The 12617-nt window shown below is 61.0% G+C and carries 14 protein-coding genes; 3 read left to right on the forward strand and 11 right to left on the reverse strand.

The window, feature by feature from the left end:
• The 11 genes from AACY31_RS27670 to tssB form a co-directional block, all read right to left on the reverse strand.
• Positions 1 to 264: contractile injection system protein, VgrG/Pvc8 family (locus tag AACY31_RS27670; protein WP_339505484.1), on the reverse strand; the 264-nt coding region annotated here is incomplete at its 3' end.
• Between the two features lie 27 nt (positions 265 to 291).
• On the reverse strand, positions 292 to 549 hold the full coding sequence (locus AACY31_RS27675; RefSeq protein WP_339483641.1) for a PAAR domain-containing protein: 258 nt from the start codon (positions 547 to 549) through the stop codon (positions 292 to 294).
• A gap of 70 nt (positions 550 to 619) precedes the next feature.
• Positions 620 to 1132, reverse strand: coding sequence for an Hcp family type VI secretion system effector (locus AACY31_RS27680; protein WP_339483643.1), 513 nt, complete (start codon positions 1130 to 1132; stop codon positions 620 to 622).
• 106 nt (positions 1133 to 1238) lie between these two features.
• Positions 1239 to 2045: a type IVB secretion system protein IcmH/DotU gene (gene icmH / locus AACY31_RS27685; protein WP_339505485.1), complete on the reverse strand. Its 807-nt coding sequence runs from the start codon at positions 2043 to 2045 to the stop codon at positions 1239 to 1241.
• Positions 2038 to 3384 (reverse strand): type VI secretion system baseplate subunit TssK, encoded by a 1347-nt coding sequence (tssK, locus tag AACY31_RS27690; protein WP_339505486.1) that lies wholly within the window; start codon positions 3382 to 3384, stop codon positions 2038 to 2040. Before tssK ends, icmH begins: the two co-directional genes overlap by 8 nt.
• A 37-nt stretch (positions 3385 to 3421) precedes the next feature.
• Positions 3422 to 4771 (reverse strand): type VI secretion system lipoprotein TssJ, encoded by a 1350-nt coding sequence (gene tssJ / locus AACY31_RS27695; RefSeq protein ID WP_339493133.1) that lies wholly within the window; start codon positions 4769 to 4771, stop codon positions 3422 to 3424.
• Positions 4768 to 5790, reverse strand: a complete 1023-nt coding sequence (gene tssG, locus AACY31_RS27700) for a type VI secretion system baseplate subunit TssG (RefSeq protein ID WP_339505487.1) — start codon at positions 5788 to 5790, stop codon at positions 4768 to 4770. The genes tssJ and tssG overlap by 4 nt, the downstream gene beginning before the upstream one ends.
• Positions 5754 to 7520, reverse strand: coding sequence for a type VI secretion system baseplate subunit TssF (tssF, locus tag AACY31_RS27705; RefSeq protein ID WP_339483555.1), 1767 nt, complete (start codon positions 7518 to 7520; stop codon positions 5754 to 5756). The genes tssG and tssF overlap by 37 nt, the downstream gene beginning before the upstream one ends.
• Before the next feature lie 7 nt (positions 7521 to 7527).
• Positions 7528 to 7941, reverse strand: a complete 414-nt coding sequence (gene tssE, locus AACY31_RS27710; RefSeq protein ID WP_339505489.1) for a type VI secretion system baseplate subunit TssE — start codon at positions 7939 to 7941, stop codon at positions 7528 to 7530.
• Positions 7942 to 9414, reverse strand: a complete 1473-nt coding sequence (tssC, locus tag AACY31_RS27715; RefSeq protein WP_339483570.1) for a type VI secretion system contractile sheath large subunit — start codon at positions 9412 to 9414, stop codon at positions 7942 to 7944.
• A gap of 36 nt (positions 9415 to 9450) precedes the next feature.
• Positions 9451 to 9954 (reverse strand): type VI secretion system contractile sheath small subunit, encoded by a 504-nt coding sequence (gene tssB / locus AACY31_RS27720; RefSeq protein WP_339483558.1) that lies wholly within the window; start codon positions 9952 to 9954, stop codon positions 9451 to 9453.
• Between the two features lie 326 nt (positions 9955 to 10280).
• On the opposite strand from tssB, the gene vasI reads away from it, so the two are divergent.
• From vasI to AACY31_RS27735, 3 genes are all read left to right on the forward strand, one after another.
• Entirely contained in the window at positions 10281 to 10943 is a 663-nt protein-coding gene (gene vasI, locus AACY31_RS27725) for a type VI secretion system-associated protein VasI (protein ID WP_339505491.1), read from the forward strand.
• A complete protein-coding gene (gene tssA / locus AACY31_RS27730; RefSeq protein WP_339483560.1) occupies positions 10931 to 12349 on the forward strand; it encodes a type VI secretion system protein TssA in 1419 nt (472 codons plus the stop codon). The genes vasI and tssA overlap by 13 nt, the downstream gene beginning before the upstream one ends.
• 4 nt (positions 12350 to 12353) lie before the next feature.
• On the forward strand, positions 12354 to 12617 hold a 264-nt coding region (locus AACY31_RS27735; protein WP_339505492.1), incomplete at its 3' end, for a contractile injection system protein, VgrG/Pvc8 family.

The raw sequence follows: 12617 nt of genomic DNA on the forward strand, positions 1-12617 counted from the left end.
AGTGCGGCGAAAACCGGTGTCGCCCTGGGTGAAAAGGCTGACCAGGCCGTGGACGTAACGCACCGGGGTTTCGCCGCGCCAGATCGTGAACAGCCCCGCCAGGTCGAGCACGTTATTGAAGTCGATGGCGGCGTCGTGGCTGACCAGTTCCAGTTCAAGTTTGAAGGGTTGGGAGAGGCCTTCTTCGAGCGTGAAAGAAACCACTTCGAAGGGATCGCCCCGCAGCGGTTCGAAGGTGTAGCGCAGGTCGCTTTGACGGGGCATGGGGCCTCCTTGTCGAGAGTGTAAATGTCAGTCGATCAACCAGCTGATATCACCGTTTTCCAGTGTTCCATCGTGATCGGTGGTATCGCCGACACGGGCTACTGGCTGCCCATTGACGATCGTCGAGGGCGAACCGCTGGTGATCACGGCGCCGCATCCAAGGGAATCGCCGACAAGGGCGACGACGCGACCGTTGACGGTCACGTTGCGCGTACTGCTGTCGACGGTGGTGGGGCCACACAACGGGCAATCATGGTCGTGTCCGACCAGAACGACGGCGGGCATAGAGCCTCCTGATAAGTATCGAGTCACTGAACATTCCGCCGCCTATGCGGCGGAACGTTCCGGTTGGCGATTAAGCCGGCTTACGCCAGTCATCCGAGGCTTCGGTGCCGGCCACCACATGGGTCCAGCTGACCTTGCGATACGCCAGGCTGGTCTTGATCAGTTGGGTGTAGTTTTCGTTGTCATTGTTCTGCGCGTGGGGCAGCACGGTGTGGATGGCGACGACGGTGGCGTCTTCCAGCTTGGTGGTGAAGAAGTGCTCCTGCTTGCCGTCCCCCGAGGTGCGGAACCACTTCACTTCAACGGTTGGCAGCATTTCGCCGGTGGCCAGGGCTTGATAGAGCATCGGGGAGGCTTTGTTCAGTGCGCTGGTGAACGTCAGCGGTTTATGCACCCGCTGCCCGGACGGTTGGCCACTCTGTGGGTCGGTGGGCGTACCGATCGCATGGTCGATTTCCTGGGCGAGAATTTCATCTTCGTGGCCTTCCACATAAACGTTGCCCACCGAGTCGGCGGTGAACGCGCCCTTGGTGATGTGGCCCTGGGTTTTGCCGTGGATGCTGATGTACGCAGGTGTTGGCATGACAAGCTCCTTGTCGTGATCAAGTGAACGGCCCCTGGGGGCCGCAGGTTATGGCCGACACGGCCATGGCTTTGCAGGCGCTCGGGATGAGCACGCTGGAAATCGGTTACAGGTAAAGCACCCGCTCCAGCGACACCAGCACCTGTTGGGTGATGGTGTTCAGGCGGATGGAGTAGATCGTGTAGGCGACCGTCAGCACGACGGCGGCTATGGCCCAGGGGGTCCACAGCGGCCAGGCGCGTTTGATTCGGTAGTTGCGCGGGGCGACATTTTTCAGCGGGTCGGTCAGGCGCTTGGGTGTTTCACCGCGCAAGGGGCGCAACAGGCCGTGCAGTTGGGTGATGATCTTCTGTATTTCGTCATCGCCCTTGATATGGGCGCCGTATTTGCCCTTCAGTCCGGAGATCAGGCACTGGTACATGAACTCCAGCACATGCTGATACCTGGCCGCTTCGGGGATCATGTTGTTCATCACGGTGAAGAATTTTTCGCCACCTTGGGTTTCGCCGTGGAATTGGCTGAGCAACGAGCGTGCGCTCCAGCTGGAGAGCCTGCCCCAGGTGGTGCGCATGACCACCTCGTCCACCAGCAGGCACAGGCTGTAGGAGTAGGCCTTGAGCATGCCGGCGTCGTATTCGAGCTGGCTGACTTCCTCCATGATCGTGGTGATCTGGTTGCTGACGCTTTGATACAGCGCGGGCACGTCGTCGTGCTTATCCAGACGGCGCAGGCGGATGACCAGGCCGATCAGTGGCGTGGCGGCATCGCATAACGGGTTCCAGGCCACGCCGCGCATGTCGAATTCAGGGTCGGCCAAGTGTGTTTGGTTGCTGACAGTGATCGTTTCACCGTCAAAGTTGATGGCGCCGGAGACTTCCTTGTGATGCCATGAATCTGCTGTGACCTTAGTCATCTTTTTCACTCCTGATCGCCCAGAACTGCAACTCCAGCGCCGGGAATTCACCGGCAATATGGAAACCGAACCCGCTGCCGCTGCTCAGGCTTTGCCAGGCAGGGTGATGGCGGTCGAGTTCGAAGTAGCTGAAGCCGGCATGGAACGGCAGGTGCCGCGGCGCCACCGGCAGCGGCCGCAGTGGAATACCTGGCAGTTGCAGGCTGACCAGTTGCTCCAGCCCTTCGGTGGAGGTGATCTTGATTTGCTTGGGCAGTTGCTGACGCAGGGTCTCGGCGGGCAGTTCGGCGCGCACGGCGAGGATGAATTCGGCGTTGTCCAGCAGGCGCTTGTCGTTCAACGCCGCGCTACGCACGCCGTACCGCTGCTCGACAATCGGCAACGACACCGCACGCGGTTGCAGCACCGTGCCCAAGGCGCGGCGCAAGGTGTGTTCCAGCATCTGGAACGATTCGCGCAGGTTGTCGTGCTGGTAGGCCGGGTATTCCTGGGGCAGGTGGCCCTCATCGGTAAAGGTCACCAGTTCGCCGCAGGCCTGGGCCAGGGCGATGTACAGCCGTTCCGGGTGGACTTGGCGCTGGCGAGCCAAGTGCTGGAACAGCGGGAACAAGCGGTTGAGGGTTTGCAGCAGATTGAAATCGGTGACATCGGCCACGCCCGACTGCCCCGGTGAACCGATACGCTGGGCCAGGTTCTTGGCCCGCTCGCGCATCAGCCCGGCCACTTCGCCCAGGTAGCGATGCAACGCTGGCACCGCTTGCAGGGACAGGCTGGTGGGGTAGAAATGCTCGTCCATCACCAGGCTGCCATCCGGGCGCTTGTCTTTGATCCGGCCTAGGGCGATGCCGGTGAAGGCACTGCGGTCGCTGCGTTCGAGCATCAGTTGCAGGTTGGGCACGGCCAGGTCCATGCCGACCTGATCGCCGTCATCGCTGTGGGTATCGCGGATTTCTTCCCGGCGGGCGATGTAGCGGCTGTTGCCGTACTGCTCGGGCCAGCGCACTTCGAGGGCGCGGTTGGAGCGCAGCGGCAGTGCCAGGTAGACGATTTGGCCGACCGCGCTGCTGTCGGCGATCTCCAGCGGGGAGGGCGGTGCCAGGTCGTGGGGAATGTCGAAGACGCTGCCGTCGGGCATGATCCCGCGTGCCCGGGTAATGGCGACTTTGCTGAAGTTCAGGTATTCGTCGTTCAACGCCAACTCGCTAAAGCCATAGAGCGCGTCGTTCAGGCTGTGCAGGCGTTGGTGCACGGCGGCTTCGGCGGCACGGGCCTGTTGCTGGAAATGCTGGGGCTTGACGAACAAACCTTCATGCCAGATGACGGGGTTACGTGAACTCATCGGTAATTACTCTGGGCAATAGCGGCTGGAAAGGGCGTCATCGGGTTTCTCCCTTGAGGCTGACTTGCGCGGCGTCCAGCTGCACCAGCACCGCGTATTGCCGGCCTTTGGGCTCGACGCGCAGACGCTGTTTCCACTGGCCGACATCGGTGTTGTGGTAGTTGGCGATCACCGCGATAAAGCGGGTGTCTTCATCCAGGGCGCGCAGGTCGATGAACTTGAATTGGCCGGGCTGGAGCAGGTAGTCGTCGGCGCGGATATAGGTGCTGCCCAAGGTTTTTTTCAGGTCCTCGGCCAGGGCCTGGGGGCTGGCGTTGACCAGCAGCGAGTCGTCGCTCAGTTGCAACACCTTGAAGGCGATCGGCGTGGCGACATGCGCCAGTGTCGGGTTGCCCCACGGGGTGGTCAGGCGTACACCCTGGGCGTCGTAGTCACCCAACAGCGTTTCTTCCAGAGGTGACATCGGCACTACGGGCGCCGGTTCGTCGCTCAGTGGCGATTGGGCCGGTACGCTTTCGTAAAGGTGACTGAGCAGGGTTTGCACTTTGTCCGTCAGGGCCTGCGGGCTGGTTGCCTGCACGTTGAGGGTGTAGGGCGAGCGGCTCGCGTCTTCATCCGGCGCCGTGCCGGTGCTGATCAGGCGTGGGTTGACGTTCTCGCTGGCGTACAGGCTCAGGGAGTAGCGGCTGGGCTGATCGTCGGGGCCGCCGACCGGGATGGATGGCGTCCAGATCACCTGGCCGATCTTGCCGAGCATGGTGCAGCCGACGAGGGTCAGGCAGGCCAGCAACAAGCTACCCAGGCGCAGGGTGCTGAACAGGCTGACGGTGCGCTTGGGTGCAGGCGCGCAACAGTCAGCCAGCGGTTCGGGTGGCGGCGTTTCATGCATCGCTCGCAGCGGGTCGCCTTGCTCGGCTAGATCCTCGGACCGGCAAAGGCGCTCGAATTCCGGACAAGTAACAGGTCCCCTATCCGCCAGCGGCCTACTTGGCAGGTCTTTCTGGTGCCACACGTGCATGCCCTCAGGGGGGCCGCCGAGCAGCTCATCCAGCGAGCGCGACCCTGGGGCGTGCTCACCCAACTGCACCGCGACTTGATACGCACCAATCAGCAATCGATCACCGTCGTTGAGGCTCACCGCCACATCGCGACCCAACGGCAAATCATGACCATTGGCATAGGTGTGGCCACTACGGTCGACCACACAAAAGCGCCCCTCGACGACTCTGATTTCACAGTGATTGGGTTGCACGCTGTTGTGGCGATCCTCCAGGCGCCAGTCCGCCGCGGCACTGCCGATGCTGCCGCCTTGTGGGCCAAACCGGTGAAGGGGTAAATACCCGTGCAACAACTGCGCAGGATTATTGATGACCAGCGTCAACTTCATGCGCGCCCCCGAATCCGCACCACGGCGCGATGACGTTGTTCTTGATGTTCGATAAAGCTGGTCCAGCCCAGGTGGGTGCCGCCAGCGCGTTGCAGGTTGAAGGGCGGTACCTCCTCTTCGCGCAGGCCCAGTTCCACGTCGTAGGCGGTGACGTCGCGCAGTAGAAAATCCATCAACTGGCGCAATCGTCCGAACTGCTCACCGCTGGGCAAAAACTGCCGAAAACGCGTCTGGGTCAGGTTGGGAATCACCAAGGTGAATTTGCTGGCGCGGGTCTTGCTGCGGTCGCCCACCACAAAGTCGTTGCCCAGGGTGCCGTTGGCCTTGCCCAACGCCAGGCGCTGACGCTGCGGAAAATCTACCGAGCGCACCTCGAATTCACGGATGTAAACGCCGTTCAGGTCGAAGCAATGCTCGACAATGCCAGACACCACCGAGGGCGACCGGCTACGGCTGGCAATCACCCCGGCAAAGCTCAGCAGGCGGCCCCAGGGCAGCGGCGTGGCACCGCGAAGGTCGTTGTCGTTCAGCCCGACCATGGAGAATACGTAGCGCGAAAAGCGGTCGCTGGCCTCGGCCTGAAAGCGAATGTAGTAGCGGTATTTGCGCCAACTGGTGTGCAGCAGGGTCAGCAAGCGATGGTTGAAAAAATCCATGAACGCTGGCCGGATCCCGCGCTCCTGGGCCTGCTCGTAAGCCAGACGATCCAGGTAATAGCCGGGCAGTGGCGAGTCGCTACCGTGCAAGCCAAAGAAGCTCGTCTGCAAGCGATAGCGCACCTCTTCGCGATCCTCCTCAAGGCGCGCCGCCTCGACCACGTCGGAGGCCGGAAAGCCCAACCCCGCATGGCTTTGCAGGCGCACCCGACGGCGCGTCGCAGCACTCAAGGGCTGCGCCTCCAGGTCATCGTCATGCAAAGCGTGCAAATGCTCCAGCAGACGGTGAAACGAATAGTTCCGCGCGTCGGCCAGCAGCACATCGGCTAGATCACGGGTTGTCTGCCGGTCAACAGTGGCCATTCATAACGCTCGTTGTTGGTGGTATTGATCACTTCCAGGCGATGGAAGGAATTGATGCTCGCGTACAGGGCGAAGAAGTGCGAAAGCACGCTGGCGAACAGGTACAGCTCGCCCTCGCAGAGAAAAGCGTTCTGGTCCAGTTGCAAGCGGGTCTGCAAGCCGCGCACCGGCTGGCCTTTCATCAGCCAGTCGATGGGCGTGGTCACGGCCTCGTGGATGCCGTTGAGGCGCTTGCGCGTGGCGCGGGCCTGTTGCAAGTCGTGCAAGGCGGCAAAGTCATAGGCGCGAATCACCGCCTTGAGCGGCTCGGCCGACAGCAGCGACAGGTAGTTCAGCGACAGGTTGGAAATCAGCGTCCAGTGCAGGCTGCTGTCCAGCACGGGCCGGTAGCTGCGAGTCGGTGCGATCAGGTTGGTATAGGTGGCAAACGACGGCGTGACTTCGGTGGACAGCGACACATCCCCAACACCCAGCAACTGCGGCAGATCACGGTTGCTACAGGTCAACTCGATGGACGCCGCTTCATGCTCACCGATGTACAGGCTTTCATCGCCGCGCACGAAAGCAATGCGATGACGCAAGCCCTCGCGGCCATGGGACTCCTCGATATGCGTGCGGAAGTACAGTGCCGTGCGGCCTCGCGCGTGCTCGATCTCATGCTGGAAGGACTCGAACGGCGTAAAGCGCCGCAACGGATCGCCCTTGCGCTCCTTGTCCGCAGCATCCCAGCCAGTCACCTTGTCGACACTGAAAATCTCGTAGGCTTCGGGCCTGTTGCCGCTGGGGCTGATACGCCGCTCCAGGCTGCGCCCGTCCAGCGCGATCGGGTTGGCATCGTGGCGGAACAGGTTGACCGCCGGCGCGCAGTACAGGTGCAAGTCGCTGGTACGCAGGCGGATATCGGGCGGCATTGGCCGGCTGAACTGAAACTCGAAACGCAGGGTGGTGGCGCTGACATCCGGCCAAACGTGAGCCAGGTGGTTCAGACTGAAAAAGTGGTACCGCTGCGGGAACACAAAGTACTCCTGCAGGATGCGGTAGCCATCGAACACATTGCGCGGGTAGGGCAGCAGGGCCTCCTCAGGGGTGAAACCGGGGAAGCCGATATTCTTGGCTGACAGGCGATAACTTTGGTCATTGATGTGCAGCGTGACGCTGTCCAGATAATGGGCAAGCCACAGGTACAAGGTCAGCGCGGTGGCGTTATCGCCGCCCAGATGAAAGTCCAGCTGGTCACAGGCCATGCTGGTCAGCGGCTGCTCGGTCAACACCTTGAGGTCGATGCGCATCACCGAGGTCTCACGGCTGTGGGCGTCACTGACGTCCTGCAAGGCCAGTGGGTACAGGTTGACGTCGGTGCAGGTGCGGAACTGGCAGGAGATGCCATCTACCGGTTTGGCAAACAACGGCGTGCCTTTGGGAATCACCTGGCGCTGGCTGATCGCGTTGGGCAACGGTGTAAAGCGAATGATGGTCGCGCTGGGCAAGGGCCGCAGGTAGTTGGGCCAGAGCATCTGCAACAGCGGATGGGTCAGTTCCGGCAAATCATCGTCGATCTTCATGCCCAGCTTGGCGGTGAGGAAGGCAAAGCCTTCCAGCAGCCGCTCCACGTCCGGGTCGCCGGCCTGATCGCCGAGAAACTGCGCCAGCTGCGGGTTGTCCTCGGCAAACTCGCGGCCGAGTTCGCGCAGGTAGCGCAGCTCCTCGGCAAAGCGTTGTTTCAAGTCCATTGCATTCTCATCTCACTCGGGTGTAGCCGTCGTGGCCATGCATGGCCACCTCGATCTGCACCAGTTCTTCCTTGTGGTGGACCCGTACCTGGCAATCGAGCCGAAAGTTCAGCTCCAGCGGCAGGTCTGGTTCGGGCTGAAAGCGCACGCCCGTGACCTTGATGCGTGGTTCAAAGGCTTCCACCGAACGCCGGATATCGGCGCTGATGGCCACCACCAAGTCACTGCTGGCCTGGGTGACCCCATTGAAGTCACGCAGGCCCAGCTCAGGGCTACTTTGCGAGCAGCCCTGACGTGAGTTGAGCACCTGTTCCAGGTGGCGTTTGATCGCCTCGACACGCTGGCGCGCCTGTTCATCCGCGCTGCCGGGGCGGTAGCGCGGTGCGTCGGGTTCCAGGCGTTCGAACAGGCTGCCGCCCATTTATTGGGTGTCCAACCGACCGACCAGTGAGATCTCGAAGTTGGCGCCCATGTACTTGAAGTGCGGGCGCACCGCCAACGACACCTGGTACCAGCCCGGATCGCCAGCCACGTCCTGCACGACGATTTGTGCGGCGCGCAAAGGGCGACGGCTGCGTACATCTGAGGAGGGGTTTTCCTGGTCGGCGATGTACTGCTTGAGCCAGGTGTTGAGTTCGCGCTCCAGATCCTGGCGTTCCTTCCAACTGCCAATTTGTTCGCGTTGCAGCACCTTGATGTAGTGGGCCAGGCGATTGACGATAAACAGGTACGGCAACTGGGTGCCGAGCTTGTAGTTGGTCTGGGCTTCCTGGCCTTCGCGGGTCTTGGGGAAGTTCTTCGGTTTTTGCACCGAGTTGGCGGAGAAGAACGCCGCGTTATCGCTGTCTTTGCGCATGGTCAGGGGAATGAAACCGGCTTCAGCCAGCTCGAATTCCTTGCGGTCGGAAATCAGCACTTCGGTGGGGATCTTGGCCTGCAACTGGCCGAGGGACTCATAGAGGTGCACCGGCAAGTCGTCCACCGCGCCGCCGGACTGCGGGCCGATGATGTTTGGGCACCAGCGGTAGCGGGCGAAGCTGTCGGTGATGCGCGAGGCCATCAGGAACGCGGTGTTGCCCCACAGGTAATTGTCGTGGTTGCCGTCGACGGTTTCGTTGTAGCAGAAGCTGCGAATCGGGTTCTCCAGCCCGTTGTAAGGCGAGCGCAGCAGAAAGCGCGGCAGTGTTGCGGCGATGTATTTGGAGTCTTCCATCTCGCGCAGGCTGCGCCATTTGGTGTGGCCGGGGCCTTCAAAGATATCGCTGACTTCCTTGACCGACGGCAGGTCCTGGTAGCTCTTGAGGTTGAAGAACTCAGGGCCGGCAGCCATCACGAAAGGGGCATGGGCCATGGCGCCCACGGAGGCGACGTAGCTCAACAGCTTCATGTCCGGGGACGATGGGCCGAAGGTGTAGTTGCCAATTATCGCCGCGATCGGCTCGCCACCGAACTGGCCATAACCGGAGGTGTAGGCGTGCTTGTACAGGCCGCTACGGGTGATGTCACCGGCGTTATCGAAGTCGTCCAGCAGCTCTTCTTTGGTGACATGCAGCATTTCCAGCTTGATGTTCTCGCGGAAATCCGTGCGATCCACCAGCAGTTTCAACCCACGCCAGGCCGATTCCAGTTGCTGGAACTGTGGCTGATGCAAGATCACGTCCATCTGCTTGCTCAATGCGCGATCGATCTCGGCAATCATCTGGTCGACCCGGTGCTTGTTGACCGGCTGCTGGTGATCGCCGCTTTGCAGGATATCGCTGATAAACGCAGCCACACCTTGGCGGGCGACGGCGTAGCCCTCCTGGGACGGGCGGATGGTGGTGTTGGCCAGCAATTGGTCGAGCAACGACGGCGATTCGTCAGCCACCAATACGTGGGCGGCGGCGCTTTCCATGGGCATGGGGAGTACTCCGTTGAGAAGGGCGTTCAATCAGTTGTGGGGCGCGTCGAGCACCAGATTCAGTTCGCTTGCCAGACGTTGGCGGGCGGTTTCATCGGTCAGCAGACTCTGCAGGTGTTTGCGAAAGGCCGGGACATTGCCCATGGGGCCTTTGAGTGCAACCAGGGCTTCGCGTAATTCCAGCAACTTGTTCAATTCAGGCACTTGGCGGGCGACGGCGTCGGGGCCGAAGTCGTTGATGTTTTTGAATTGAATTTGCACATTCAAGTCGGTGTCATGGTCGTTATTCAAAACAGACGGAACGGCCATGTCTAGAGTAACTTCGGCTTTGCTCAGTACCTCATTGAATGTGTCTTTGTCTATTCGGATTGATTGCCTGTCTTCAAGGCCGGTTAGTTCGCCGTGGCCTTTGAAGTCACCGGTGATCAATAACTTAAGCGGCAACTCGACTTCAGCCTGCTGATCGCCCGTGGCCGGGACGTACTTGATGTTGACGCGTTCTTTGGGCGCGACAGAACCCTGAGTTTTCGACATGGGGAAAATCCTTTTCGGGAGGTCGGGGCATTAGAGCCGGATATTGCAATATTTGTCATGTAGGACGATGTGGACGCGATTCGTAGGAAGCTGGCATAGGGAGTTGTGCATACCTGCATTGTTCCTGCGGTGGTTATAGAAATATCTGTCAGGCATTTTTTTTTGTTCGAATTTTGTTGTGTGCTGTTCGTCTTTTACTTGCCTCCCCTTTGAACTCAGGAGATGCTCTTAAAGTTAATCGTTGAACTCGCATGCTAAAAAGCGGTAGTTCGAAACTTAAAAAAATGTCTGATGTTGACCTCGATGAGGCATTTCAGGAGGTGTTGATGCGCGACGGATGGCGAGGGTGGAAATGGGGGCTTTGTCTCATGGTGGTGGCTGTAACGGGTGTGCAAGCGGCGACACAAGATTGCCCTGCCATCGTCTCGCCCCTGAAGCGCCTGGAATGTTTTGATCTGGCCGCCGGTACGCCCATTCATCAACCACCTGCGCCGCCACGCGCCCTGGGCCGGGTACTGCCGATTGTCGATCTGGTCCAGCGCAATGAAGCCAAGCGTTCCCCCGAGGATCAGCGTTTCCTGTTGTCGTTATTCCCGGAGCCGGACAACGACCAACAACCCCGCATGGTGATTTCCGCCCCGGCCCTGGGCGCGTTGCCGCCTCGGCCCTATTTGGCCATCAGTTGCGAATCGAAAATATCGCGCCTGCAACTGGTGCTGGATGAACCGGCCAAGCCCAACAAGATTCGCATCCAGCTGTTCAAGGATGAACGCCCGGTCTCCGCGGCCTATCAGTGGCAGGTCCTGGACGACGCGGGCCTGGTGGTCGACGCCGGGCGCGGGCTGCAGGCGATTTCCCTGTTGCGCAACATGGGCGGCGGCCAGCGCCTGCGGCTGGAGAGTGACTATCCGCGGCTGCACGGCCTGGTCTTCGATGCCGAAGGGCTGGGTGAACTGATCGAGCAGGAGCGCCAAGTATGTCGCTGGTGATCGACGTGCCGGCGGACACCGTCAAGTTTCTGCTGACACCCAACGATCCCGAGCAACCCGCCGGGCATTTCGATGTGGAGGATGAAACCTACCAGGCCATCGACCAGGAAATGGTCAAGCTTGGCGGCCTACGAGAGGGGGACATTGACTGGCCCTATATCGATGAAGCCTCCCGCCAATACCTGGCGACTCAGTGCAAGCACTGGCGCATCGTCGCCCATCTGCAAGTGGTCTGGCTGCGAACTCGCCAATGGGCGCGTTGGGCCGATGCCCTGGGCTTGGTGGCCGGCATGGTGGAACTGTATTGGGACAGTGCCTACCCCAAGCCGGGCCCCACCGGCTACTTGAACAAACGCAAGCAGGTGCATCGTCTGTTGAGCGACCTGGGGCAGGTGCTGCCGACCCTGGAGCGCAGCAGTTTTGAACCGGCCTATCAAGCCGCGGCGGAATTGGCCCTGGCCAATCTGCAACGCTGTGCCGAAAGCGCCAAGCTCGATCCTGCACCGCTGGACTCGCTGCAACGGCAGTTGGACAAATACAGCGAGCCGGTCGTCGCCACTGAACCTACCCGTGCGGCCATCTCCGGCAACGTTCTGGATTCAGCATTTTTCAACAGCCCCAAACCGCAAGTGCCGAGCAATGAACGTGAGCAGCGCCGCGCGGTGTTGAACATGGCCGAGCAGATCAACCAACAAGACCCCTACGACCCCACCGGCTACCAATTGCGCCGCTTCGGTCTGTGGTCGCACCTGCGTACGGCGCCGCCCATCACCCGCGATCGTCGCACCGAATTGACCGCCGTGCCCAAGGACATCGTCGACGGTTACCAGGATGCGCTGAACCATACCGCCCTGGACCCGAACCTGTTGCTGCGCATCGAAAAAAGCGTCTGTGCCTCGCCGTACTGGCTGCGTGGCAGTTACCTGGCCGCCCACGTCGCCTCGCGCCTGGCAATGGAGGAGGTGGCCGCTGCCATTCGCCAGACCTGTGAACGTTTTGTCTGCCGTTTGCCGACGCTGCTGGAGTTGTGTTTCAGCGACGGTACGCCGTTCGTGGATGCGCAAACCCAGGCCTGGATCAGCGGTGCCGACCAGGCGCAAACCACCGGCAGGCCGGTGCAGGAATACACCGGCCTACGCGACGAACTGGCCGCCCAACTCAACACTGAAGGCGTTGAGCGGGTGCTGCTGCGCCTGCAGGAACTGCACGCTGCCCAAGACGCCCCGCGCCAGCGCAGCTACGCCACGGTGATCGCCGCCGACTTGCTGACATCGCGTGGCTTGTCGTGGCTGGCGGATGACCTGTACGCCAACGTTGCGCGGTTGATGCGCGATACCACGGCGCAAGGGTGGGAGCCGGAGTTGTACCGGAAAGTGGCAACTGTTATCAGTGAAGGTAAGGACTAGTCACATGCCCCGTCAAAGCGACCTGCGCTACACCTTCGAACCGCTGCGGGGCGATCCCTTCGAAGTGGTTTCCTTCAAGCTCGAAGAAGGCCTCTCCCAGCCGTTCAAACTGGAGCTGGAACTGGTCAGCCATCACCCGGCTATCGACTTCTTCCGCATGCTCGACCTGGCCGCGGTGTTCACCATCTGGCGCAACGACACCCCGGTGCGCTACGTGCATGGCTTGGTCAGCCTGTTCCAACAGGGCGACACCGGCTTTCGCCGCACC

Source organism: Pseudomonas sp. RL_105y_Pfl2_101 (assembly GCF_963970585.1).
GTDB lineage: Bacteria > Pseudomonadota > Gammaproteobacteria > Pseudomonadales > Pseudomonadaceae > Aquipseudomonas.

Bases quoted from the DNA above. Each gene is read 5' to 3' on its own strand.
- tssG (WP_339505487.1), bottom strand. From the start codon at position 5,790: ATGGCCACTGTTGACCGGCAGACAACCCGTGATCTAGCCGATGTGCTG.
- AACY31_RS27675 (WP_339483641.1), bottom strand. From the start codon at position 549: ATGCCCGCCGTCGTTCTGGTCGGACACGACCATGATTGCCCGTTGTGT.
- vasI (WP_339505491.1), top strand. From the start codon at position 10,281: ATGCGCGACGGATGGCGAGGGTGGAAATGGGGGCTTTGTCTCATGGTG.
- tssK (WP_339505486.1), bottom strand. From the start codon at position 3,384: ATGAGTTCACGTAACCCCGTCATCTGGCATGAAGGTTTGTTCGTCAAG.
- AACY31_RS27680 (WP_339483643.1), bottom strand. From the start codon at position 1,132: ATGCCAACACCTGCGTACATCAGCATCCACGGCAAAACCCAGGGCCAC.
- tssC (WP_339483570.1), bottom strand. From the start codon at position 9,414: ATGGAAAGCGCCGCCGCCCACGTATTGGTGGCTGACGAATCGCCGTCG.
- icmH (WP_339505485.1), bottom strand. From the start codon at position 2,045: ATGACTAAGGTCACAGCAGATTCATGGCATCACAAGGAAGTCTCCGGC.
- tssF (WP_339483555.1), bottom strand. From the start codon at position 7,520: ATGGACTTGAAACAACGCTTTGCCGAGGAGCTGCGCTACCTGCGCGAA.
- tssB (WP_339483558.1), bottom strand. From the start codon at position 9,954: ATGTCGAAAACTCAGGGTTCTGTCGCGCCCAAAGAACGCGTCAACATC.
- tssJ (WP_339493133.1), bottom strand. From the start codon at position 4,771: ATGAAGTTGACGCTGGTCATCAATAATCCTGCGCAGTTGTTGCACGGG.
- tssE (WP_339505489.1), bottom strand. From the start codon at position 7,941: ATGGGCGGCAGCCTGTTCGAACGCCTGGAACCCGACGCACCGCGCTAC.
- tssA (WP_339483560.1), top strand. From the start codon at position 10,931: ATGTCGCTGGTGATCGACGTGCCGGCGGACACCGTCAAGTTTCTGCTG.